This window comes from Citrobacter sp. Cpo221 (assembly GCF_030332345.1).
Lineage (GTDB): Bacteria > Pseudomonadota > Gammaproteobacteria > Enterobacterales > Enterobacteriaceae > Citrobacter > Citrobacter portucalensis.
In genome coordinates this window covers 173,400-196,623 of sequence record NZ_JAOWIA010000060.1, presented here as the reverse complement: position 1 = coordinate 196,623, position 23,224 = coordinate 173,400, and the positions used below count along the sequence as shown (strand labels likewise).

Sequence of the window (23,224 nt, the reverse complement as noted above, 5' to 3'; positions counted from 1 at the left end):
TCAGGGGTTCACATGCAGGGCACAAAAATTCGACTTTTAGCGGGCGGCTTGCTGATGATGGCCACTGCCGGCTATGTGCAGGCAGATGCGCTCCAGCCTGATCCAGCATGGCAACAGGGCACACTGGCAAATGGTTTACAGTGGCAAGTGTTAGCCACTCCCCAGCGCCCGAGCGACCGTATTGAGGTTCGCCTGCTGGTTAATACCGGTTCACTCACCGAAAGTGCGCAACAGAGTGGTTTCAGCCATGCGATCCCGCGTATCGCGCTGACGCAAAGCGGTGGCCTCGATGCCTCGCAAGCCCGTTCACTGTGGCAGCAGGGGTTCGATCCCAAACGTCCCATGCCGCCGGTTATCGTTTCCTATGATTCAACGCTGTATAACCTCAGTCTGCCTAACAGCCGTAACGATCTACTGAAAGAGTCACTTTCTTATCTGGCGAATATCTCCGGTAAACTGAGCATTACCTCTGAAACGGTCAATCATGCGCTGAATAGCGAAGATATGGTTGCAACCTGGCCGTCAGATACCAAAGAAGGGTGGTGGCGTTACCGTCTGAAGGGATCGACCCTGCTGGGGCACGATCCCGCCGATCCGTTGAAAACGCCTGTAGATGCGTCGAAAATTCAGTCTTTCTACCAGAAATGGTATACCCCGGACGCGATGACGCTGATCATCGTCGGTAACGTTGATGCACGCAGCGTAGCTGAGCAAATCAATAAAACCTTTGGCGAGTTAAAAGGAAAACGCGAAACGCCTGCACCGGTACCCACGCTCTCTCCGCTGCGAGCAGAAGCCGTGAGCATTATGACCGATGCGGTACGCCAGGATCGCCTGTCTATTATGTGGGATACGCCGTGGCAACCGATCCGTGAATCTGCCGCGTTATTACGTTACTGGCGCGCTGATTTAGCGCGTGAGGCGCTGTTCTGGCACATTCAGCAAGAGCTAACCAAAAACAATGCCAAAGACATTGGCCTCGGATTTGACTGCCGGGTGCTGTTCCTGCGCGCGCAGTGCGCGATTAACGTTGAGTCGCCGAACGATAAGCTGAACGCCAATCTGGGTACGGTTGCGCGTGAGCTGGCGAAAGTGCGTGATAAGGGACTGCCGGAAGAAGAGTTCAATGCGCTGGTAGCGCAAAAGAATCTGGAACTGCAGAAGCTGTTTGCCACCTATGGTCGTACCGATACCGATATTTTGATCAGCCAGCGTTTGCGCTCGCTGCAAAATCAGGTGGTGGATATTGCGCCTGAACAGTACCAGCGTTTACGCCAGAGCTTCCTCAACAGCCTGAGCGTTGAGATGCTGAATCAGGACCTGCGTCAGCAGCTATCGCAAGATATGGCGTTAATTCTGCTGCAGCCGAAGGGCGAACCTGAATTCAATATGAAGGATCTGCAGGCGACGTGGGATAGCATTATGGCGCCCGTTACCGCAGCGGCAACGTCTGTTGAAACGGATGAATCACACCCTGAAGTGACGGATATCCCGCCTGTACAGTAAAGGGTATCGTAACCTGTAAGCCGGGCAAGTGAAGCGCTCCCGGCTTACCCAGTGCCGGATGCGGCTTTAACGCCTTATCCGGCCTACAGGAACAATAAATTATTGCGGCATGGCGTCGCGGGGGATAATCGCCCCACGATGCTGAATGACGGTGCTTGCCGTCAGGTGGCCGCGTTTTGCGGCTTCGGCGGCATCGCCACCGGTCAGACGGACCGCCAGATACCCGGCGCTGAAGGAGTCTCCGGCCGCAGTGGTATCGATCACTTTCTCTTTCGGCAATTTAACGGCCGGAACGTCGATCAGTTCTTCGCCTGCAATGGAAACCAGGCAAGAGTCTGCGCCACGCTTCACAACCACTTCCTGTACGCCAGCCGCGTGAGTACGGGCAATTACCTCGGCAACGGGTTTTTCACCCCACAGTGCGTCTTCATCGTCCAGCGTCAGGAATGCGATATTGGTGCATTCCAACATCTGCTGATACACCTGCTGGGTCTCTTCTTTACTGCTCCACAGGCGTGGACGGTAGTTATTGTCAAAAATGACTTTTCCACCGTTGGCACGGCATTCACGCAGCAATGACAGCAGCTTGTCACGACTTGCCGGGCTTAAAATCGCCAGGCTGATTCCGCTCAGATACAGATAGTCAAATGTCGCCAGCTCTTCGCAAATCGCGGTGGACTGTTCGCTCTCCAGCCAGAATTTTGCGGCGGCTTCATTACGCCAGTAATAGAAGGTGCGCTCGCCGGTGCTATCGGTCTCAATGTAATAGAGGCCCGGCAGGCGGTTTTCCATGCGCTGAGTTAATGAGGTATCGACGTTTTCGCCCTGCCAGGATTCCAGCATTTGTTGGCTAAAACTGTCGGTACCCAGTGCAGTCACATAGTGTACGGAAAGTGCCGCCGCATCGACCTGACGGGCGATATAAACGGATGTATTCAACGTGTCGCCACCGAATCCGCGCTGAACGTCAGCGCCTTTCTGTGACAGCTCAATCATGCATTCGCCAATCACGGCAATCTTTCTGGACATAGTCGTAACCTGCTCTGAAAAAAATTAGCGTTAGTGTGCGCTGTGGGTGTTAAGTGGTCAACTATATTAAAACATCGTTCCATTATTTTTTTGAGCCAGCACGTGTTCTGCGTTGTTTTTGCCGCTTAGTTTTTATTTTTGCGCACAGCTGAACGTAAAGTTCTTCGTCTGAGCGCCGATAACCTTTGACGAGTCCGGTCAGTCACACTCTTATTTACAGGACATCTCAGATGATAAAGCAGGTTACCCAGCAGCTCATTACGCCCGATGCGAGTATTGAAAGCTTGCTGGAAAGACGCTATTGGCTGCAGTGCGAGCGTGCTTACACCTACCAGCCAATTTACCAGACCAACGGACGGCTGATGGCCGTTGAACTGCTGACCGTCGTGAGCCATCCTGATAACCCTTCCCAACGTATTGCACCAGACCGCTATTTTGCTGAAGTGGCTGTACGGCATCGTGTTGATGTAGTGAAAGAGCAACTTCTGCAGCTTGAGCTGAAAGGGGGCTTTTTCAGAGCCAACAACCTGCTGGCTTCTGTGAACGTCGACGGACCAACGCTCATTGCGATGCGTCAGGATCCCGAAATCCTGAAAATCATCGAATGCCTGCCGTGGCTGCGCTTTGAACTGGTGGAGCATATCCGCTTGCCGAAGGGGTCGTCGTTTGCCTCAATGTGCGAGTTCGGCCCGCTCTGGCTGGATGACTTTGGTACCGGAATGGCGAACTTCTCGGCGCTTAGTGAAGTGAGTTATGACTATATCAAAGTGGCGCGGGATCTGTTCGTCATGCTGCGCAAGACGCCGGAGGGACGTAATCTCTTCACACTACTATTACAGCTCATGAACCGCTATTGCCGCGGTGTCATTGTCGAAGGCGTTGAAACGCTGGAAGAGTGGCGTGATGTGCAAAACTCACCGGCTTTCGCGGCCCAAGGCTATTTTCTCTCTCGTCCAGTGCCCCTGGATACCCTCGAAGACGTAATTCTGTCACTTTGATGAGGGCGTAGCGCACCTCCTTTTCATCCTGCTGGACTATCTTTAGGACAGGCAAGGAAGGAAGTAAGGAGGTTAGACATGACGAGAACAGGTAAAATAACCACTTCAGTAATAGGGGTTTTCTTGTTGTTGATCGTCGTACTCATCATTGTGATTGCGACATTTGACTGGAACCGGCTCAAACCGACCATCAACCAGAAAGTCTCTACAGAACTCAACCGGCCCTTTGCTATACGGGGTGATCTGGGTGTGGTTTGGGAACGCCAGAAGCAGGAAACTGGCTGGCGTAGCTGGGTTCCGTGGCCGCATGTTCATGCTGAAGATATCATCCTCGGCAACCCGCCGGACATTCCCGACGTCACCATGGTGCATCTCCCGCGCGTTGAAGCTACGCTCGCCCCGCTGGCACTGCTGACAAAAACTGTCTGGCTCCCGTGGGTCAAGCTGGTCAAACCCGATGCGCGGCTGATCCGCCTGTCGGAGAAAAACAATAACTGGACCTTTAACTTAGCTGGGGAAGAAAACCGCGATCCTGATGCGCCGCCATCCGCATGGTCTTTCCGGCTGGATAACATTCTGTTCGACCAGGGACGTATCGCCATTAACGATAAGGTGACGAAGTCGGAGATTGAGATCCTGGTCGATCCGCTGGGTAAACCGTTGCCCTTTAGCGAAGTGACCGGCGCAAAAGGTAAAGAGAGCAACGCCCGCGTCGAGGACTACGTGTTTGGGCTGAAAGCGCAAGGGCGATATAACGGCGAACCGCTAAGCGGTAGCGGAAAAATAGGCGGAATGCTTGCGCTGCGTGGCGAAGATACGCCTTTCCCGATTCAGGCTGATTTCCGTTCGGGCAATACGCGCGTAGCGTTTATCGGCACGATAAACGATCCGATGAACATGGGCGGGGCGGATCTGCGGCTTAAATTCTCGGGAGATTCGCTAGGGGATTTGTACGATTTGACCGGCGTACTGCTCCCGGATACGCCGCCGTTTGAAACCGACGGACGTCTGGTGGCGAAAATTGACCCGGAAAAATCCTCTGTTTTTGATTATCGCGATTTCAATGGCCGTATTGGCGACAGCGATATTCACGGAACGCTGGCCTACACCACCGGTAAGCCGCGACCCATGCTGAAGGGTGATGTGGAATCACGCCAGCTGAGGCTGGCCGATTTGGGGCCGCTGATCGGGGTGGATTCAGGTAAAGGGGCGGAACGGGCAAAACAATCTGAACAGCGCAAAGGTGAGAAGAGCGTTCAGCCTGTGGACAAGGTCTTGCCGTATGACCGTTTTGAAACCGATAAATGGAACGTGATGGACGCTGACGTGCGTTTCAAAGGACGGCGTATTGAGCATGGCAGTAGCCTGCCGATCAGCGATCTCTCCACTCATATCATCCTGAAAAATGCCGACCTGCGCCTGCAACCGCTGAAATTTGGTCTTGCGGGAGGCAGCATTGTCTCCAGCATCCATCTGGAAGGAGATAAAAAGCCGATGCGGGGGCAGGCGGATATTCAGGCGCGGCGGCTGAAGCTAAAAGCGCTGATGCCCGATGTGGAACTGATGCAGAAAACGCTCGGTGAAATGAACGGGGACGCCCGGTTTAGCGGAAGTGGAAACTCGGTAGCGGCGCTGCTGGGTAACAGCAATGGCAACCTGAAACTGCTGATGAATGACGGCTTGATCAGCCGGAATCTGATGGAAATTGTGGGCTTGAATCTGGGGAACTATCTTGTCGGGCAGATATTTGGTGATGACGAAGTGCGGGTGAACTGCGCGGCGGCGAATCTGGATATTGTTAACGGCGTGGCGCGTCCGCAGATTTTTGCTTTCGACACGGAAAACGCAGTCATTAATGTCACTGGTACGGCGAGCTTTGCGTCGGAGCAACTGGATTTAACCATCGATCCGGAGAGCAAAGGGATTCGTATTATTACGCTGCGTTCGCCGCTGTATGTTCGCGGCACCTTTAAGAATCCGCAGGCTGGCGTGAAGGCCGGACCGCTGATTGCGCGCGGTGCGGTTGCTGCCGCATTAGCCACGTTAGTCACTCCTGCGGCGGCCTTGTTGGCGCTGATTTCGCCGTCAGAGGGTGACGCGAATCAGTGCCGGACGATCCTGTCACAGATGAAGAAGTGATGTCTGGCCGGATGTTTATCCGGCCTGGATTTCATGCTCAACGTAGGCCGGATAAGGTGGTTACACCGCATCCGGCAAAAGAATCACAACGACTGATGGCGGGTTTCGTGGGTCAACAGCAGTGCAATCAGCGTTAACGCCGCCATCGATGCCAGATACGTACCGACAGCCGCCAGACCATAATTCGCCTGCAACCATGCGGCGATGTATGGGGCAACCGATGCGCCGAGAATTGACGAAACGTTGTACGAGAACGACGCCCCCGTATAGCGCACTTCGGTCGGGAACAGCTCCGGCAGCAGTGCGCCCATCGGGCCAAATGTCAGACCCATCAGGCTTAAGCCCAGCAACAGGAAGGCGAACACCAGCACCGGATTGCCAGAGCCGAGCAGCGGTTTAAAGGCAAACAGCGCAAACAGAATGATCAGCGTGGTGATGATAAGCATGCTCTTGCGGCGACCAAACGCATCGGCCAGCAGGCCCGCCACCGGTACCATGACGCCAAAACCAATGACCGCCATCATCAGCATCCACAACACTTCATTACGCGGCAGGCCAAGCCCTACAGGCGCTGCGGCGGTACTGAACGTCATCGAATAGACGGTCATGATATAGAACAGCGTATAGGTCGCCAGCATGATGAACGTGCCGAGGATCGTCACGCGAACATGTTTTGTCAGTAGAGTACCCAGCGGGATTTTCACCTGTTTTTTCGCCGCGGCTACTTTGGCGAAGACCGGGGATTCATGCAACGAAACGCGGACGTACAGACCGATAATCACCAGCACAGCGGAGAAGATGAACGGTACGCGCCAGCCCCAGCTCATGAACTGTTCGTCGGTCAGCAGCCAGGAGAGCAGCAGAAAGGTACCGTTGGCGAAGAAGAAACCGATAGGCGCGCCCAGCTGCGGAAATGATCCGTACAGCGCGCGTTTGCGCGGTGGCGCGTTTTCCGTCGCCAGCAACGCTGCGCCGCCCCATTCACCGCCCAGACCTAAACCCTGACCAAAACGCGCCAGAGCCAGCAGCAGCGGGGCGAAAATGCCGATAGTTTCATAGCCCGGCAGCAGGCCAATGACGACCGTCGAGATCCCCATGGTAAGTAGTGAAGCAACCAGCGTGACTTTACGGCCGACGCGATCGCCGAAATGCCCGAATACCGCAGAACCGATCGGTCGTGCCACAAAGGCGATAGCAAAAGTCGCCAGAGACTGTAGCGTCGCGGCAGTCGGATCCCCCTGCGGGAAGAAGATATGCGGGAACACGATTACCGCAGCGGTGGCGTAGATATAGAAGTCGAAGAACTCAATGGCGGTGCCAATGAGCGAGGCGACGACGACTTTATTGCGCGAGTTGACCGGGGTGTGTTCCTGTTCGTTGTCGAGCGTTGTGGCTGTTGCTTGCATAATATTTTCTTATTTTTGGCCGAACGAAAGGTCATATTACGCACAGCAAAAGAGACATTTCAATCTGTAACAAACTTTGAGATTGGTCAAAAATGGAGCAAAAAGGGGATAATTTTTAGGCTTGAGATTTCACTTCTATGAAATGCTTCACACAATTTAAAACTTGGATGATAAAACTGGTTTTTGGTTAAATAAAAGTTACGGGTTGGATTTATATTCTGCAAACGGTGGCGGTTAAGGTGTCGTCACCTGCCGGGGGCGCTGCGCTTGCCCGGCCTACAACTAAACCTCCTGTAGGCCGATAAGCGTAGCGCCTTCCGGCATGAATGATGAATTAGCGGTGTGTTTTCCCCGGCATACGCGGGTCGTCTTTGTATTCTGCCGTGGCAATCCAGGCTGCGCAAAACAGGGTCAGACGAGCGAAGAAGTAGAAGAACGCCATCAGTCCAAGCACGGAACCAAATGCCGCGCCTGACGGCGACTGCACCAGTGATGGCAGCGTATACGTCATGATCATTTTGATGACTTCAAATCCTAGTGCCGCGATAAAGGTACCGCGTATGAGCGCTTTCTTACGCGGTCGGTGACGCGGTAGCCGCCAGAAAATCCAGAAGAACAGCAGGTAGTTGGCGAAAATAGAGATGGTCAGGCCGATCAGCCGCCAGGCGGGTTTCAGCCATTCGATACCGTCGAGATACAGCGCAGAGATAATCATCTGCTGGGCGGAACCGGCGATAGAGGTAATGGACAGAGTAACAATCAGCGCAACCAGTAAGCCAATCAAGGAAACAAAATCACGCAGATATTTGACCCAAATTTTTTCCTGATCCTGCGGCGTACGTTCCCAAACATCCCGCGACTGGGCACGAATCGCTTCGCGCAGGTTCCCCATCCAGTTAATGCCGGAATAGAGCGCGATGCCAAGCCCTACCAGACCTACAGTGGTACGTTGCTGAACGGCGGTATTGATGGTGTTTTTCAGCGTAGAAGCGAGCGTCGGATCGCTGACGTTCAGCAGAATCTTGCTGAAGATATCCTGCAACAGCGTAGGGTGCGAAGCGAGAATAAAACCCGCGGCGGCAAACGACACCATCAGGATTGGGATCATCGACAGAAACGAGAAGTAGGTAATGGCGGCACCAAACTGATTTCCCATACGATCGTTAAACCGCTCTGCGGCACGAATAAGATGGGCGATGATGGGCTGACGTTGAATTTTATCGGCGAAGGTCAGAGCCGTTTTCAGCGCCTGGTTCGCTTTAGCGTTTTTCTCCGGCTCGGCGGAGGCTGGTTTATGTTCTGGCGTAGGGTGTTTTGCGTCTTGTTCCTGCGTCATCCGATCGGTTGTCCTTATTTTGTTCACTCATGACATTATAGCCTGCTCAGGGGCGCATCCTGAAAAATGGACTAATCCACATAGTCTTTCATCACACCAGTCAGCCATTCCATAAACAGATGTACCCGGCGGGAGAGGTTGCGCCGATGCGGATAAAGCAAAGAGACTGGCATTGGCTCGGCGCGATATTGCGGCAACACTTCGACCAGCGTACCGGCGCGCAGGGCATCACGCACGCCAACGCGCGGCACCTGAATAATGCCCAGACCGGCAAGGCATGCCGCGTGATAGGTTTCGGTACTGTTTACCGTTAGCATGCCGCCGGTTTTAACCCATTGCGTGCCATTTTCTGTCGCCACTTCGAAACCTTGCGCACGCGTTCCCAAATTGACCGAGTAATGCACCACTGCATGCGAGGCAAGATCCTCCAGATTTTCCGGATAACCAAAGCGGGCGAGGTATTGCGGGCTGGCGCAGTTAATCTGCGTGAGTTTCCCCAGTGGGCGCGCAATCAGCCCTGAATCTTTCAGCGTACCCACGCGTACCACACAGTCGAAACCTTCGCGGATCAAATCCACCAGGCGGTCGCTGCTGCTGAGTTCGAGTTCCAGGCCCGGATACTGATGCAAAAAGCTCGGTAAGCGGGGCATCACCAGGTTTCTTGCTACACCGACCGGCATATCAACGCGCAGCTTGCCGCTGATGCTGGACGGATCGTGATGGAACAGCCCATCCAGCTCATCCAGATTACTCAACAGATCTTTCGCGCGTTCGTAATAGATCATGCCGTCTTGCGTGAGCTGAACGCGGCGGGTGGTGCGGTGCAACAACTGCGTGCCCAGATGATTTTCCAGAGCCTGGATCTGGCGCGATACGCTACCTTTAGGAAGTCCGAGGGTGTCTGCGGCGCGCGAAAAGCTCTCCAGTTCTGCGACGCGGATGAACAACTGCATTGCGTGAATTTTATCCATTCTCATGCCCTATTGTTGTTCTAAATGAAACAGTAATGCGCAGTTAGCAGTATTTATTGTTCTTCTATCACCTAATAAGCTTTGTCTCAATCTTCACAACACCTGAAATGAGGTTTCTTATGACGCAACGTATCGCATTGGTGACTGGCGGCGGCCGCGGACTCGGTAAAAACGCGGCGCTGAAGCTGGCGAGTAAAGGAATCGGTATTATCCTGACGTGGAACAGCAATGAAAAAGAAGCGCAGCAGGTTGTGGGTGAAATACGCCAATCTGGCGGTAAAGCGGCGGCATTACCGTTAAATGTCGGCGATATTTCTACATTCCCTCAGTTTATTCAACAGGTGCAGGGAACGTTACAAACGCAGTGGCAAAGTAACGCGTTTGATTATTTATTGAACAATGCCGGAATCGGCATCAACGCACCGTATCCGGCATTTACTGAAGCGCAATTTGACCAACTTTTGAACATCCATTTTAAGGGGCCCTTTTTCCTGACGCAGAGCCTGCTACCGCTGATAAATAAAGGTGGTCGCATCCTCAATGTCTCTACCGGGCTTGCCCGCTTTGCGCTACCGGGTTACAGCGCATACGCAGCCATGAAAGGTGCGATGGAAGTGCTAACCCGTTATCAGGCAAAAGAGCTGGGAGAGCGCGGCATAACGGCGAATATTATTGCGCCAGGCGCAATAGAAACGGATTTTAGCGGCGGAAATGTGCGGGATAATGCGCAATTGAATGCGTACATTGCATCGCAAACGGCGCTGGGACGCGTTGGTTTACCTGATGATATTGGCGACGCCATTGCTGCGCTGCTCAGCGATGAACTGGCCTGGATGACGGCACAGCGTATCGAGGTATCCGGCGGAATGTTCCTGTAAACCCATAAGGTGCTTATTCAACAGGTCACGGCATGCGTTGAATAAGCACTTAATGCTAGATTGTATTTTGTAACAGATTTATCCATTGTCGTTGATATCTTATTTTTAGCTAAAAATATAAAATCATATTAATTAATATTCCATGAGCATCGAATATTAAGACTTTCCCTAGTTTTCGAACCTGTTTTTGTTCCTTTGTATGATCCTTCGGGTTGAGCTGTAACTATTCATAACTTCTGCTTCTTTCTTCTCTGTCTATTGGTAAAATGGCCCCCGCCAAATGGTGACTTCTTATTTTACCCTATGGGTAATACCCTTCCGCATGTTAAGGCTAATATCCTATTCGGATGGAGATAAATAATGCAGGTAGTAATGTTTGACAGGCAGTCAATATTTATTCATGGAATGAATGTAAGTTTGCAGCAACGTATTCCAGGAGTGGATGTTCAGGGTGTCAGTCAGGCAGATGAACTTTGGCTGACGCTGGAAGATAAACCCGAGGCATTAGTTATATTGGATGGCGACCTTGATGCTGAGTTCTGCTGTAGCTTGCTGCAACAGATAGCAGAGCGCTTTGCGATGGTGAAGGTGCTGGTGACCGCAACGGACTGCCGTAAAAAATGGTTGCAAGAGGTCACTAAACTGAACGTGCTGGCCATTGTTCCGCGCGATTCTGACGCGGAAACCTTTACGCTGGCCCTCAATAGCGTCGCGATGGGTATGATGTTTATCCCCAGAGACTGCATAACCGCTACCGAAAGCGGTGGGCAAAATATCAGATTGCTCAGCGCGCGCCAGCGGGAGATTTTGACCATGCTGGCCGCCGGAGAATCTAATAAACAAATTGGTCGACTGTTAAATATCAGTACCGGAACGGTAAAAGCCCATCTTGAGTCGTTGTATCAGCGCCTGGAGGTAAAAAACCGTACGCAGGCGGCAATGATGTTAAACAACACCATTTACTAGGAACATATTTCACAGTCAGAATATTTCTGGCTGTGAAATAGACACCGGCCAGATATTTTTAGCGCAAAATTGGGTAATTCCCACGCTGAATATCCACGTAATTAATGCTTCCAGCTGAAACCTGTCTTTTATTTGCGTCATTTCCTTATAGATGAATGCCTCGCAGATACTCATATCTGCGAGCAGCAATGTTTCTGCCTGCATCACCGTAATTGGGGTATCAAAGGATTCATTGGCGGAGATTTCGTGCCCGTAACCAATGACCCAGATGCCTTTTTTGTCCTGATACTTTTCCAGCGACAGGCCCTGCCATTGCTTAATAAATGCGATACAGGCGGGCGTGAAATGTGTCGAACGCAGCGGCATAATCATCTCTGTGCAAAGAGACCTATTCTAAAAAAACCACGCCGTTACGCTAGTTGCCTGACAGCCAGTATTTACCGCAAAACGACCTATGCCTTGGGCGGCTGATATTCCTGTTTTAACAGACCAAAAATCCAGTCATCGTGCCAGGTTTGATGTAGCCAGTAGCTTGCGCGTAGCGTGCCTTCATGAATGAACCCGACCTTTTCCAACAGACACCGTGAGGCTTCGTTTCCTGCGGTGACACAGGCGGTCAGTCGCCGCAGACCGCCGCTGGCAAAGGCGTATTCACACACGGCATGCAGAGATTCAGCGCCATAACCTTTACCCTGCGCCTCTGGGGCGAGCAGAAAGCCAACCTCGGCACATTCATTGTTCTCCTGAATGTATCCGGTCACGCCAAGCGGTGCTCCCGATGTCTTATCGCACAAGAGCAGACATAGCCAGTGCGGGCTGCCGGGAAACCATTCAGGCAGGCGGGAGTCGAAGGCTGTCCGTACTTCCTCTTCAGTACGTGCGTCAGCGACAAAACGCATCACATCTGGGTTCTGCTGTAGCGTTAAGAAGAACGTCCAGTCATTTTCTGTCAGTGGGCGGCAGAGCAGACGTGATGTTTGCAGTACAGGCACAGGCTTATCTCCAGAATAATTTTCAATGATTGTGCGGAAGTCACTGTAAAACTTATTTATTTGCTATATGAATGTGTTCTAGTCTACATCGGCACAACGTTGCGTTTAAAAAAGATAATTACATACCATTGTGAGGCCGCACGTTTTGGGTCCTTTTAGGGAAGATGATGACCAATAGCGCGTTACAAGCGACATGTACACCCTTTGAACATTGTCTGGGGATTATCCGGCAGGCGTCGGTAGAAATATTACTGCTGCTAGGCGTACATGCCGCAGAAGGCAAAGACCCGCGGTGGTTTCTCGAACAGCTGGATCAGGCACGACTGAATCTGGGCGGCTGGGGGGCTGTCGCCAGACGGTTGCAGATGAATGATGCGCAATTGAGCCAGTTCACTCTGCGGCTACGTCATCTTCAACAGAGTGTACCCCAATATGAAAATGGCCAGGACGTCAGTGAAAACCAGCTGATTTCAGCGCTGCGCTTTGTGGCTTCTCTGGAACAATTACGCCAGCAACAGCCCATCCTGAAGTATCAAACCGAAATTGCACCTGTGGAGCCGGATGCTCAGATGCGGGCGCAGCGTCAACTTCGCGCAATAGAATTAACCCTCAAATCTCTGATTGCACGGGTATGGCCGGATCAACATCCTCTCAACAGCTTTCTGAAACAGCACTTTGGTGGTGAACGTCTGCGTCGCTGGCTAAAGTTGGGCGAAGGACGAGATGCGCTGGACGGTATGATGTTTAGCGAGCTGGCACTGATGGTCGTCGATAAGAAATTATTCGTTCGCCACTTTACGCAGATTTTTAACGATACTTCAGTGCTCATGTCATTTGTTGAGCCGCGCATCACGCTACGCATGTTTTTGGATGATTGCCGCCTGGCTCGTAACTGCGTTATCGCGCAGCAGCCGCTGACGTCGGTACAACTGATATTGCTGGACTACCAGTACCGACAGATAACTCATCCTGTGCAACGGGCATTTGAAGAACGGCGTACGCGCATTAATCCTGCGTCGTATCTGGAATCTGATGAGGCCATGGTCCGCCAGTTTTGGGAAACAGCAAAGCAAAAAGACGAGCAAGCGGGAGGCGATAAGCATGAAATCGCAGACAGCATTGATCCGCCGGAAAAGCGGGCCAAGCGCACGGCGGAAGAACGTGAACAGCTGATTTCCGGTATGTTGTGGGTAGCGGTCGGCGTGATGGTGCTGGCGATTTCGCTGGGTGCGTTCTGGTTATTTACTTCGCCAGCGCCACAGGCGTCTTCCGGACAGTCCGTTGAAATCGTACAAGAGGAGCCACGGCGTGATGCCCCTAGCGCACGGGAGGCGGTGACCCGAATGGGCATCACCTGGGATGCCTTTAACATGCGGGCGGCTATCGATCGCAATGACACCCGCGTGACGTCACTTTTTCTGCAGGGCGGGATGGACTGGAAGCTGGCGTGGACGGAGCAGGCGTTTTCGGCGGGCAATACTGAGGTGTTGAGACTGCTGCTGCGTTACCCTTCGCAGATGGATGAAAGCAAACCATGCCGACAGTTTATGACTACGCTCAGCCATGCGATGTCGAATGGGGCATCGCTCACTTCGCTGCATAAAAGTTATCTGCAAAGTTTTTGTTCCGTGCCTGCGGTCGTTGCGCGTCAGCAATATGATCTTGAGCAGGCCGAGCTGCGTGTTCGCGCCCAGCCAAGCCCTGAGAACAAGAAATGGCAGAAAATTCACGCCGAGCTGTATGATGCAATTAACTGACAGCCTGATGACTCAGACCGTCAGCCGCTAGGGTTCGCCATACAAACCGATGAGTCTGCGCACCACGCCATTGGTCCAGCCAAAGCCGTCCTGCAACGGATATTCCCCGCCGCCGCCTTCGCGCGGCGCGGCGTCAGCTATGTGGTATTTTTCGATAAGTTTGTGGTGTTCCTGATAAAAGAGATTCACCGTTTTCAACCAGTTACGGGCAATTTCATCCCCGAGATGGTCGTCACCGTACAGTTTGAAGCCCTGGATCGCCATCCACTGCAGCGGCGCCCAGCCGTTGGGTTTATCCCACTGTTCACCGGTTTCATGCTCCGTGGCTAAAATGCCACCGGGCGTGAGCAGGCGACTGCGAACCGCGTTAGCAAGCCGATCGGCTTGTTCATGCGTTGCCATACCGACATACAGCGGCACAATACTGGCGGCAGAGAACAGGGCCATTTGTTCGCGCCGCCAGTCGTAATCGCGATAGCAGCCGTTTTCATCGTCCCAGAGATAGCGGTTTACCGCATCACGACGATCGCTGGCTTTCTGGCGAAAAAGTGCTTCCGTTTCTTTGTCACCTTTTAGCGCGGAAATATTGGCAATAGTGCTTTCCAGCTTGTAGAGGAATGCGTTCAGGTCAATTGGGATGAACTGCGTGGTGCGTATGCTGGCAAGGCGGCCTGCGTCGCGCAGCCAGCGCGATGAATAATCCCAGCCAGAAGCCGCGCCCGCGCGTAAATCCCGATACACTTCATTGGGCGGGCGACCCGAATGCTTGGCGGTCTCGACGTCTTCAAGCCATGATTCATCGCGTGGCGTATCACGATCGTCCCAATAGCGGTTAAGTAGAGAGCCGTCAGACATTCTGATCACGTGGCGGTAGGCCTGGTTGAGTACCAGGGAATCGGCGCCATCCATCCAGAACGCGTACTCCATTTTTAGATGATCAAGGTAACGACGCGCGCCGCGTACGCCATCCTCTTCAAACAGTTCCACCATCAGCGCAAATACCGGCGGCTGTGAGCGACTCAGATAGTAAGTGCGGTTGCCGTTCGGGATGTGACCATAGTTTTCAATCATCCAGGCAAAGTTATCTGCCATACATTTCAGCAGATCTTCGCGGCCGCTCTCTGCCAGACCCAGCATGGTAAAGTAGGAATCCCAGTAGTAGGTTTCGCTAAAACGCCCGCCTGGCACAATGTATGACTGCGGTAACGCCAGCAGCGAGGACCAGGGAATATGATCCTGCGGCTCGCGCGTCAGCACCGGCCACAGTTGATCGATATGCTCTTTCAGCGAACTTTCCGGGTCAGAAACGTATTCGCTGGAGGGCGTTTCCGGGAGCCAGAAATGGTTCTCGACGAAGCGTCGCAGATCGAAGTCCCGATGGCGTTTAACCTTGCGATAGCGAATTAAAATGTCGAGCGGGTCCATTTTGGGCGCACAATCTGGGAAGGTTTTACTATCCGCAAACAGTTTGGATGACTGGACGTGTTCGAACAGTTCGAGATAACGATCGGCAGGGGTTAACGCATCTGAAGCGGGGAGCCCTTCAATCATCTCCGGCTCAGGCTCTGCCTCAATCATTTCATCCAGCTTTAACTCGCACGGATCCATTTCATAAAGCAGATCGATGTCGATCGTCATTTCTTCAGAAGGGGCGTGGGGTAGTTTCTGGTTGAGCATAATGAGAAAGACCTCCGATGGACGTTGAAAGTTTAAGGCTATTGCCCGGTCGTCAGTTAAGCGTAGACATTCGCTTCGGTGTCGGGTGAGTAAAGCGTGCGGTTGATCACGTTTTAATGCTGAGCAAAATTTAAAGAATCAGACTATCCCAATGAAAATAATGGATAATTCAAATTTCTGCATGATCTGAATATATTCCATTTTCAGAGCATTCGATTGCAACGAGGTGTGAACAGAGACAGGTAACGCCTTATCTCTATAATAGGCGCAGGCTATTCTATTGATAGTTCTCCCCCATGTAATTGCTTGATACTTATCAAAATAGTAATTCCCTCATTTCCTATGATGGTCAGGTCTGACAAAGACTGTGCATTAATTATTCTAATTTTTCTGGGTCACAATAACTCACAACGGTGAGGGTAAAATAATGAAAATCATTACCCGTCTTACCGCGATTGCCATAGCTGGCATCGTGATTTGTTATTTTGGATTATCCGGTTATGTGTGGTATCACGATAATCAACGTAGCAAACAGGCAGATGTTCAGGCCTCTACGCTGGAAGAAAATAATAAGGTATTAGGATTTTTACGCGAAAAAGGATGCGATTATTGTCACACGCCTTCAGCTGAATTACCTTTCTATTCTTCTTTTCCTGTCGCTAAGCAGTTGATGAATTATGATATTCAACTGGGATACAAATCATTCAATCTTGAAGCCGTTCGTGCGGCGCTGGTCGCAGATAAACCCGTTTCGCAAAGCGACCTGAATAAAATTGAATGGGTGATGCAGTACGACACCATGCCACCGACGCGTTATACCGCATTGCACTGGGCTGGCAAGGTCAGCGATACGGAGCGAGCCGAGATCCTGGGCTGGATTGCGAAACAGCGTGAGCAGTATTACGCCAGTAACGATACCGCCACGCAGCATCGTAATGAACCTGTGCAGCCGATACCGGAAAGCATCCCAACCGATGCCCGCAAAGTGGCGCTTGGCTTTACGCTTTACCACGACCCGCGTATTTCAGGTGACAGCACGATTTCTTGCGCGCATTGCCACGCCCTGAATGCAGGCGGCGTGGATGGCCGGAAAACGTCGATCGGCGTAGGCGGCGCCGTTGGCCCGATTAATGCGCCGACGGTGTTTAACTCGGTCTTCAACGTTGAACAATTCTGGGATGGTCGTGCGCCAACACTGCAGGCGCAGGCAGGCGGCCCGCCGTTGAACCCTATCGAAATGGCGTCTAAATCCTGGGATGAAATTATCCAGAAACTGGATAAAGATCCGCAATTGAAGCAAGAGTTTATCGCGGTTTATCCGCAGGGATTCAGCGGGGATAATATTACCGATGCGATTGCTGAGTTTGAGAAAACGCTAATTACGCCAAATTCGCCGTTTGATAAATGGCTACGCGGCGATGAAGCGGCGTTAACTGCTCAGCAGAAACATGGCTATCAATTGTTTAAAGATAATAAGTGTGCGACCTGTCATGGCGGTATTATTTTAGGCGGGCGCTCATTTGAGCCATTGGGTTTGAAAAAGGACTTTAATTTCGGTGAGGTCACTGCCGCAGATATTGGCCGCATGAACGTCACTAATGAATTACGTGACAAGCTGCGTCAAAAAGTCCCGGGCTTGCGTAACGTTGCGCTGACCGCGCCTTATTTCCATCGCGGTGATGTGCCTACGCTCGATGGTGCGGTAAAACTGATGCTGCGTTATCAGGTGGGTAAAGAACTGCCGCAGGAAGATATCGACGATATCGTGGCGTTCCTCGAAAGCTTAAACGGCGTGTATACACCATATATGCAGGGTAAATAAGAGAAAACCGGATGGCAAAGCACCATCCGGTTTATTTATTGCTTAACGCATGGTAACGAATTCTTCTGCCGCCGTTGGGTGAATCGCAACGGTGTTATCAAAGTCTTTCTTGGTTGCGCCCATTTTCAGTGCGACCGCGAAGCCTTGCAGCATTTCATCCATTCCAAAACCAATACCGTGAATACCGACAATCTTCTCTTCCGGACCGACGCAAACCAGCTTCATGCGGCACGGCTGACGGTGTGTGGTGACAGCGGTATACATTGCGGTAAATGATGATTTATACACTTTCACCTGGTCATCGCCGTGCTGTTCGCGAGCCTGCTGCTCGGTCAGGCCCACGGTGCCAATTGGCGGGTGGCTGAAGACCACGGTCGGGATGTTGTTGTAGTCCAGATGCTCGTCCGGCTTGTTGTTAAACAGACGCTCGGACAGGCGACGGCCCGCGGCAACGGCAACCGGCGTCAGTTCAACGGCACCGGTGTTGTCGCCGACGGCATAAATACCCGGCACGCTGGTGTTCTGGAATTTATCAACGACGATGTAGCCTTTTTCATTGGTTTTCACGCCGGTAACAGCCAGATTGAAGTTGTCCGTTTCTGGCTCACGACCAATCGCCCAAATCAGGCAGTTTACCGTTTCGCTACGACCATCTTCCAGTTGCAGGGTCAGGCTGCCGTCAGCGTTTTTAACAACCGCTTTTGGAATCGCGTGAGTATGCAGAGTCGGGCCTTCGGCGTTCATCACCTCAACCAACGTCTCGACGATCATCGGATCAAAACTGCGCAGCGGCGCGTGTTTACGCACGAACAGGTGAGTTTCTGCGCCCAGGCCATTAATCACACCAGCCAGTTCAACGGCGATGTAGCCTGCGCCAACAACGGCTACACGTTTTGGCAGCGCTGGCAGCTCAAAGAAACCATTAGAATCAATACCGTATTCCGCGCCAGGGACAGCCGGGCGACTCGGGCGACCACCAGTGGCAATCAAAATATGATCGGCAGTAATGGTTTCACCGTTTACTTCAATGGTTTTGGCATCCACAAAGCGGGCAAAGCCTTTGATCACATCGACATTATTTTTGCCCAGCACGTTGTCGTACGAGGTATGAATACGATCGATATAAGCGGTACGCGTGGCGATCAGTTTATCCCAGTCGAACTTATTGATGGTGGTGTCGAAACCGTAATCCGGACCGTACATGTGGATCGCTTCGCGGACCTGTGCGGCATGCCACATCACTTTCTTCGGTACGCAGCCAACGTTAACGCAGGTGCCGCCCAGCTCTTTGGCTTCAATCAGTGCGCATTTCTGGCCGTACATTGCTGCACGGTTAATGGAGGCAATACCGCCGCTGCCGCCGCCAATAGCGATGTAATCATAGTGCTTGGTCATGACCGCTCCTTCATGTTCATTGTAGGGCGGAGAAGCGTTACGCCATCCGCCAAAATATTCGCGATTGTATACCTGATATTAAAAGGTTCCACCGATGGCTGCGATTACTCCGGCACGATCCAGCTTACCGAGGTATGACCGGTTCCTGCCGGAACCAGTTTGCTGTGTAGCCACGGCAGGACGTTGTTCATCTGCTGCTCCAGCTTCCATGGCGGGTTAATCACAATCATGCCGGATGCCGTCATGCCACGCTGATCGCTGTCCGGGCGTACCGCCAGCTCAATTTGCAGAATTTTGCGGATGCCGGTGTCTTCCAGATCGTGGATCATGCGCTTGATTTGTTGGCGCAGAACCACCGGATACCACAACGCATAGGTGCCGGTCGCGAAACGTTTGTAGCCTTCGTTAATACCGGTCACTACTGCCTGGTAGTCGCTTTTGATTTCGTATGGGGGATCGATAAGGATCAACCCACGGCGGGAAACTGGCGGTAATTTTGCTTTTAGCTGCTGATAACCATCGGCTTTGGCCACGCGAGCGCGCTCATCCTTCTGGAATTCGCCGCGCAGCAGAGGGAAGTCGCTCGGATGCAGTTCAGTTAATTGCAGGCTGTCCTGTTCGCGCAGCAGCTGGCGAGCAATTAACGGAGAACCCGGGTAATAGCGCAGCTGACCGCTACGGTTGAAGTGTTGCACCACGCCAATGTAGGGTTCCAGTTCGGCAGGCAAATCGTCCTGCTGCCAGATACGGGCAATCCCTTCCAGGTATTCACCGGTACGTTCAGCATGCTCACTGCTCAGCTGATAACGACCAGCGCCAGCATGGGTGTCCAGATAGAGAAACGGTTTTTCTTTCTCTTTGAGCGACTCGATGATCAGGCTCTGAACGGTATGTTTAAGGACGTCGGCGTGGTTGCCTGCGTGATAACTGTGGCGATAACTGAGCATGGGTAATGAAATTCCGCTGAAATGACGATTTGCCACAGTTTACAGCAGATCGGCACAGATTACCCGTAGGCCCGGTAAGCGCAGCGCTACCGGGCGTCTTTCCGTCACGGTTAGGATTGAAATCCTCTACACTTAACCCCATTGTACAAATTAATATGCACAGCGCCGGATACGCGCTTCATTCACTCTTTTCAACAGGACCGCGCTAATGACCAATCCATTGCTGACTCCCTTCGAACTGCCGCCGTTTTCTAAAATTCAGCCTGAGCACGTTGTGCCTGCCGTCACTCAGGCGCTGAATGATTGCCGCGAAAACGTTGAGCGCGTGGTTGCGCAGGGCGCGCCGTACACCTGGGAAAACCTCTGCCAGCCGTTGGCGGAAGTTGACGATGTGCTGGGGCGTATTTTCTCTCCGGTTAGCCACCTGAACTCGGTGAAAAACAGCCCGGAACTGCGTGAAGCCTACGAACAAACGCTGCCGCTGCTGTCTGAATACAGCACCTGGGTTGGACAACATGAAGGCCTGTATAAAGCGTACCGCGATCTGCGTGATGGCGATCATTACGCCACTCTGAACACCGCACAGAAAAAAGCGGTTGATAACGCGCTGCGCGATTTTGAGCTTTCTGGTATTGGTCTGCCGAAGGAAAAACAGCAGCGCTATGGTGAGATCGCTACCCGCCTGTCTGAGCTCGGCAACCTGTACAGCAATAACGTCCTCGATGCTACGATGGGCTGGACTAAGCTGGTGACCGACGAAGCGGAACTTGCCGGGATGCCGGAAAGCGCGCTGGCCGCCGCAAAAGCTCAGGCTGAAGCCAAAGAGCAGGAAGGCTATCTGTTAACGCTGGACATCCCAAGCTACCTGCCGGTGATGACCTACTGTGATAACCAGGGGCTGCGTGAAGAGATGTATCGCGCTTACTCCACGCGCGCGTCTGACCAGGGGCCAAACGCTGGCAAATGGGACAATAGTCCGATAATGGAAGAGATCCTCGCGCTGCGCCACGAGCTGGCACAGCTGCTGGGCTTTGAAAGCTACGCCTTTAAATCTCTGGCTACCAAAATGGCGGAGAACCCGCAGCAGGTACTCGACTTCCTGACCGACCTGGCGAAACGTGCCCGTCCGCAGGGTGAGAAAGAGCTGGCTCAGCTGCGCGCCTTCGCGAAAGCGGAATTTGGTGTTGATGAGCTACAGCCATGGGATATCGCTTACTACAGCGAGAAACAAAAACAGCATCTCTACAGCATCAGCGACGAGCAGCTGCGTCCTTACTTCCCGGAAAACAAAGCCGTTAACGGCCTGTTTGAAGTGGTTAAACGTATTTATGGCATCACCGCCAAAGAGCGCACCGATGTTGACGTCTGGCATCCGGAAGTTCGTTTCTTCGAGCTGTACGACGAAAACAACGAGCTGCGTGGCAGCTTCTATCTTGATCTGTATGCCCGTGAACACAAACGCGGTGGGGCGTGGATGGACGACTGTGTCGGCCAGATGCGTAAGACAGACGGCACATTGCAAAAGCCGGTCGCTTACTTGACCTGTAACTTTAACCGTCCGGTGAACGGTAAACCTGCGCTGTTTACCCACGATGAAGTGATCACCCTGTTCCACGAGTTCGGCCACGGTCTGCACCATATGCTGACCCGTGTCGAAACCGCGGGCGTTTCCGGTATCAACGGTGTGCCATGGGATGCGGTCGAACTGCCGAGCCAGTTTATGGAAAACTGGTGTTGGGAGCCGGAAGCGTTGGCGTTTATCTCTGGTCACTTTGAGACCGGTGAACCGCTGCCGAAGGAACTGCTGGATAAAATGCTGGCGGCGAAAAACTACCAGGCAGCGCTGTTTATTCTGCGTCAACTGGAGTTCGGTCTGTTTGATTTCCGTCTGCACGCGGAGTTTAACCCGCAGCAAGGGGCTAAAATCCTCGAGACGCTGGCGGAAATTAAAAAACAGGTCGCCGTGGTGCCGGGCCCAACGTGGGGCCGCTTCCCGCATGCCTTCAGCCATATTTTTGCTGGTGGCTACGCAGCGGGTTACTACAGCTATCTGTGGGCAGACGTACTGGCGGCAGATGCCTTCTCTCGCTTCGAAGATGAAGGGATTTTCAACCGTCAGACCGGACAATCGTTCCTCGATAATATCCTTACCCGTGGCGGTTCTGAAGAGCCGATGGAACTGTTCAAGCGCTTCCGTGGCCGCGAGCCGCAGCTGGATGCAATGCTGGAGCATTACGGGATCAAAGGCTGATTATTCACGTGAAAATCTGCTTAGTAGATGAAACAGGCGCCGGAGACGGCGCCTTATCTGTTCTTGCCGCCCGCTGGGGACTGGAACACGATGAAGATAACCTGATGGCGCTGGTGATGACGCCGGAACATCTGGAACTGCGCAAACGTGATGAACCCAAACTCGGTGGTATCTTTGTCGATTTCGTGGGCGGAGCGATGGCCCATCGGCGCAAATTTGGCGGTGGACGCGGTGAAGCGGTGGCGAAGGCGGTTGGCATTAAAGGCGATTACCTGCCGGATGTGGTCGATGCGACAGCTGGGCTGGGGCGCGATGCGTTTGTACTGGCCTCGGTAGGCTGCCGCGTACGAATGCTGGAACGTAATCCGGTGGTTGCGGCACTGCTTGATGATGGCCTGGCGCGCGGCTATGCCGACCCGGAAATCGGTCCGTGGCTGCAGGAACGTTTACAGCTGATCCATGCGTCGAGTCTGACGGCGTTAACCGATATCACGCCGCGACCGCAGGTGGTGTACCTCGATCCGATGTTTCCACATAAGCAGAAAAGCGCGCTGGTGAAAAAAGAAATGCGGGTGTTTCAGTCATTGGTGGGGCCGGATTTAGATGCGGATGGGCTGCTGGAGCCTGCGCGTCAGTTGGCCACCAAACGTGTGGTGGTGAAGCGCCCAGACTACGCGCCGCCGCTGGCGGATGTCGCCACGCCGAACGCGGTTGTGACGAAAGGGCATCGGTTTGATATCTACGCTGGGACAGCATAGTTTGTAGGTCTGTGCGCTGTGCTGCCTGATGCGCTGCGCTTATCAGGCCTACGACAGCGTGTCTTTGTAGGCCACATCCCGGCTTGGTGCGCTGTGCTGCCTGATGCGCTGCGCTTATCAGGCCTACGACAGCGTGTCTTTGTAGGCCACATCCTGGCTTGGTGCGCTGAATTGCCTGATGCGCTGCGCTTATCAGGCCTACGACAGCGTGTCTTTGTAGGCCACATCCCGGCTTGGTGCGCTGAATTGCCTGATGCGCTGCGCTTATCAGGCCTACGACAGCGTGTCTTTGTAGGCCACATCCCGGCTTGGTGCGCTGAACTGCCTGATGCGTTGTGCTTATCAGGTCTACGGCAGCGTGTCTTTGTAGGCCACATCCCGGCTTGGTGCGCTGAA

18 protein-coding genes are annotated in these 23,224 nt (G+C 52.9%); 9 read left to right on the top strand and 9 right to left on the bottom strand.

Annotation, left to right across the window (positions count from 1 at the left end; translation table 11 throughout):
* The first annotated feature begins 12 nt into the window (after positions 1-12).
* Positions 13-1,506: a M16 family metallopeptidase gene (locus OGY72_RS21470; RefSeq protein WP_003827432.1), complete on the top strand. Its 1,494-nt coding sequence runs from the start codon at positions 13-15 to the stop codon at positions 1,504-1,506.
* 99 nt (positions 1,507-1,605) lie between these two features.
* On the opposite strand, the gene kdgK is transcribed toward OGY72_RS21470, so the two are convergent.
* On the bottom strand, positions 1,606-2,535 hold the full coding sequence (gene kdgK / locus OGY72_RS21465; protein WP_286549336.1) for a 2-dehydro-3-deoxygluconokinase: 930 nt from the start codon (positions 2,533-2,535) through the stop codon (positions 1,606-1,608).
* A gap of 230 nt (positions 2,536-2,765) precedes the next feature.
* Here kdgK and pdeH point away from each other — a divergent pair, with 230 nt between their 5' ends.
* On the top strand, positions 2,766-3,533 hold the full coding sequence (gene pdeH / locus OGY72_RS21460; protein ID WP_286549334.1) for a cyclic-guanylate-specific phosphodiesterase: 768 nt from the start codon (positions 2,766-2,768) through the stop codon (positions 3,531-3,533).
* 78 nt (positions 3,534-3,611) lie between these two features.
* Positions 3,612-5,672, top strand: a complete 2,061-nt coding sequence (locus tag OGY72_RS21455; RefSeq protein ID WP_197385442.1) for an AsmA family protein — start codon at positions 3,612-3,614, stop codon at positions 5,670-5,672.
* 83 nt (positions 5,673-5,755) lie between these two features.
* On the opposite strand, the gene OGY72_RS21450 is transcribed toward OGY72_RS21455, so the two are convergent.
* From OGY72_RS21450 to OGY72_RS21440, 3 genes are all read right to left on the bottom strand, one after another.
* Entirely contained in the window at positions 5,756-7,078 is a 1,323-nt protein-coding gene (locus OGY72_RS21450; protein ID WP_003023312.1) for an MFS transporter, read from the bottom strand.
* Positions 7,079-7,412: 334 nt separating this feature from the next.
* Positions 7,413-8,414 carry an inner membrane protein YhjD gene (gene yhjD / locus OGY72_RS21445; RefSeq protein ID WP_063941879.1) on the bottom strand — a complete coding sequence of 334 codons (1,002 nt, stop codon included), beginning with the start codon at positions 8,412-8,414 and terminating at the stop codon, positions 7,413-7,415.
* 71 nt (positions 8,415-8,485) lie between these two features.
* On the bottom strand, positions 8,486-9,385 hold the full coding sequence (locus tag OGY72_RS21440) for a LysR family transcriptional regulator (RefSeq protein ID WP_008786405.1): 900 nt from the start codon (positions 9,383-9,385) through the stop codon (positions 8,486-8,488).
* A 119-nt stretch (positions 9,386-9,504) separates the two neighbouring features.
* On the opposite strand from OGY72_RS21440, the gene OGY72_RS21435 reads away from it, so the two are divergent.
* Together OGY72_RS21435 and OGY72_RS21430 are read left to right on the top strand one after the other, a co-directional pair.
* A complete protein-coding gene (locus OGY72_RS21435) occupies positions 9,505-10,263 on the top strand; it encodes an SDR family NAD(P)-dependent oxidoreductase (RefSeq protein WP_286549324.1) in 759 nt (252 codons plus the stop codon).
* A 360-nt stretch (positions 10,264-10,623) separates the two neighbouring features.
* The gene (locus tag OGY72_RS21430) at positions 10,624-11,229 is read left to right on the top strand and encodes a helix-turn-helix transcriptional regulator (protein ID WP_003827446.1); all 606 of its coding nucleotides are present in this window, start codon (positions 10,624-10,626) and stop codon (positions 11,227-11,229) included.
* Positions 11,230-11,244: 15 nt separating this feature from the next.
* Here the strand turns inward: OGY72_RS21430 and OGY72_RS21425 are convergent, their stop codons facing one another.
* Positions 11,245-11,595, bottom strand: coding sequence for a glycoside hydrolase family protein (locus OGY72_RS21425; RefSeq protein ID WP_003827448.1), 351 nt, complete (start codon positions 11,593-11,595; stop codon positions 11,245-11,247).
* Positions 11,596-11,681: 86 nt separating this feature from the next.
* A complete protein-coding gene (locus OGY72_RS21420) occupies positions 11,682-12,221 on the bottom strand; it encodes a GNAT family N-acetyltransferase (protein WP_063941878.1) in 540 nt (179 codons plus the stop codon).
* Positions 12,222-12,388: 167 nt separating this feature from the next.
* Between OGY72_RS21420 and OGY72_RS21415 the strand changes: the two genes are divergently transcribed.
* The gene (locus tag OGY72_RS21415; protein ID WP_063941877.1) at positions 12,389-13,978 is read left to right on the top strand and encodes an STY4199 family HEPN domain-containing protein; all 1,590 of its coding nucleotides are present in this window, start codon (positions 12,389-12,391) and stop codon (positions 13,976-13,978) included.
* 27 nt (positions 13,979-14,005) lie between these two features.
* Here OGY72_RS21415 and OGY72_RS21410 read toward each other — a convergent pair whose 3' ends face one another.
* Complete coding sequence (locus OGY72_RS21410; RefSeq protein ID WP_003827453.1) at positions 14,006-15,655, bottom strand: alpha,alpha-trehalase; 1,650 nt, start codon at positions 15,653-15,655, stop codon at positions 14,006-14,008.
* Between the two features lie 427 nt (positions 15,656-16,082).
* Between OGY72_RS21410 and OGY72_RS21405 the strand changes: the two genes are divergently transcribed.
* The gene (locus OGY72_RS21405; protein WP_003827455.1) at positions 16,083-17,477 is read left to right on the top strand and encodes a cytochrome-c peroxidase; all 1,395 of its coding nucleotides are present in this window, start codon (positions 16,083-16,085) and stop codon (positions 17,475-17,477) included.
* A 42-nt stretch (positions 17,478-17,519) separates the two neighbouring features.
* Here OGY72_RS21405 and gorA read toward each other — a convergent pair whose 3' ends face one another.
* Both gorA and OGY72_RS21395 read right to left on the bottom strand, forming a co-directional pair.
* On the bottom strand, positions 17,520-18,872 hold the full coding sequence (gene gorA / locus OGY72_RS21400) for a glutathione-disulfide reductase (RefSeq protein ID WP_286549318.1): 1,353 nt from the start codon (positions 18,870-18,872) through the stop codon (positions 17,520-17,522).
* Between the two features lie 104 nt (positions 18,873-18,976).
* Positions 18,977-19,819, bottom strand: a complete 843-nt coding sequence (locus OGY72_RS21395) for a 23S rRNA (adenine(2030)-N(6))-methyltransferase RlmJ (RefSeq protein ID WP_003023347.1) — start codon at positions 19,817-19,819, stop codon at positions 18,977-18,979.
* Between the two features lie 208 nt (positions 19,820-20,027).
* Here OGY72_RS21395 and prlC point away from each other — a divergent pair, with 208 nt between their 5' ends.
* The gene (gene prlC / locus OGY72_RS21390; RefSeq protein ID WP_126317262.1) at positions 20,028-22,070 is read left to right on the top strand and encodes an oligopeptidase A; all 2,043 of its coding nucleotides are present in this window, start codon (positions 20,028-20,030) and stop codon (positions 22,068-22,070) included.
* 8 nt (positions 22,071-22,078) lie between these two features.
* A complete protein-coding gene (gene rsmJ, locus OGY72_RS21385; protein ID WP_003827462.1) occupies positions 22,079-22,828 on the top strand; it encodes a 16S rRNA (guanine(1516)-N(2))-methyltransferase RsmJ in 750 nt (249 codons plus the stop codon).
* The last annotated feature ends 396 nt before the right edge of the window (positions 22,829-23,224 follow it).

Coding starts and splice junctions, on each gene's coding strand:
- OGY72_RS21470 (WP_003827432.1), top strand. CDS start 13: ATGCAGGGCACAAAAATTCGACTTTTAGCGGGCGGCTTGCTGATGATG.
- kdgK (WP_286549336.1), bottom strand. CDS start 2,535: ATGTCCAGAAAGATTGCCGTGATTGGCGAATGCATGATTGAGCTGTCA.
- pdeH (WP_286549334.1), top strand. CDS start 2,766: ATGATAAAGCAGGTTACCCAGCAGCTCATTACGCCCGATGCGAGTATT.
- OGY72_RS21455 (WP_197385442.1), top strand. CDS start 3,612: ATGACGAGAACAGGTAAAATAACCACTTCAGTAATAGGGGTTTTCTTG.
- OGY72_RS21450 (WP_003023312.1), bottom strand. CDS start 7,078: ATGCAAGCAACAGCCACAACGCTCGACAACGAACAGGAACACACCCCG.
- yhjD (WP_063941879.1), bottom strand. CDS start 8,414: ATGACGCAGGAACAAGACGCAAAACACCCTACGCCAGAACATAAACCA.
- OGY72_RS21440 (WP_008786405.1), bottom strand. CDS start 9,385: ATGGATAAAATTCACGCAATGCAGTTGTTCATCCGCGTCGCAGAACTG.
- OGY72_RS21435 (WP_286549324.1), top strand. CDS start 9,505: ATGACGCAACGTATCGCATTGGTGACTGGCGGCGGCCGCGGACTCGGT.
- OGY72_RS21430 (WP_003827446.1), top strand. CDS start 10,624: ATGCAGGTAGTAATGTTTGACAGGCAGTCAATATTTATTCATGGAATG.
- OGY72_RS21425 (WP_003827448.1), bottom strand. CDS start 11,595: ATGCCGCTGCGTTCGACACATTTCACGCCCGCCTGTATCGCATTTATT.
- OGY72_RS21415 (WP_063941877.1), top strand. CDS start 12,389: ATGACCAATAGCGCGTTACAAGCGACATGTACACCCTTTGAACATTGT.
- OGY72_RS21410 (WP_003827453.1), bottom strand. CDS start 15,655: ATGCTCAACCAGAAACTACCCCACGCCCCTTCTGAAGAAATGACGATC.
- OGY72_RS21405 (WP_003827455.1), top strand. CDS start 16,083: ATGAAAATCATTACCCGTCTTACCGCGATTGCCATAGCTGGCATCGTG.
- gorA (WP_286549318.1), bottom strand. CDS start 18,872: ATGACCAAGCACTATGATTACATCGCTATTGGCGGCGGCAGCGGCGGT.
- OGY72_RS21395 (WP_003023347.1), bottom strand. CDS start 19,819: ATGCTCAGTTATCGCCACAGTTATCACGCAGGCAACCACGCCGACGTC.
- prlC (WP_126317262.1), top strand. CDS start 20,028: ATGACCAATCCATTGCTGACTCCCTTCGAACTGCCGCCGTTTTCTAAA.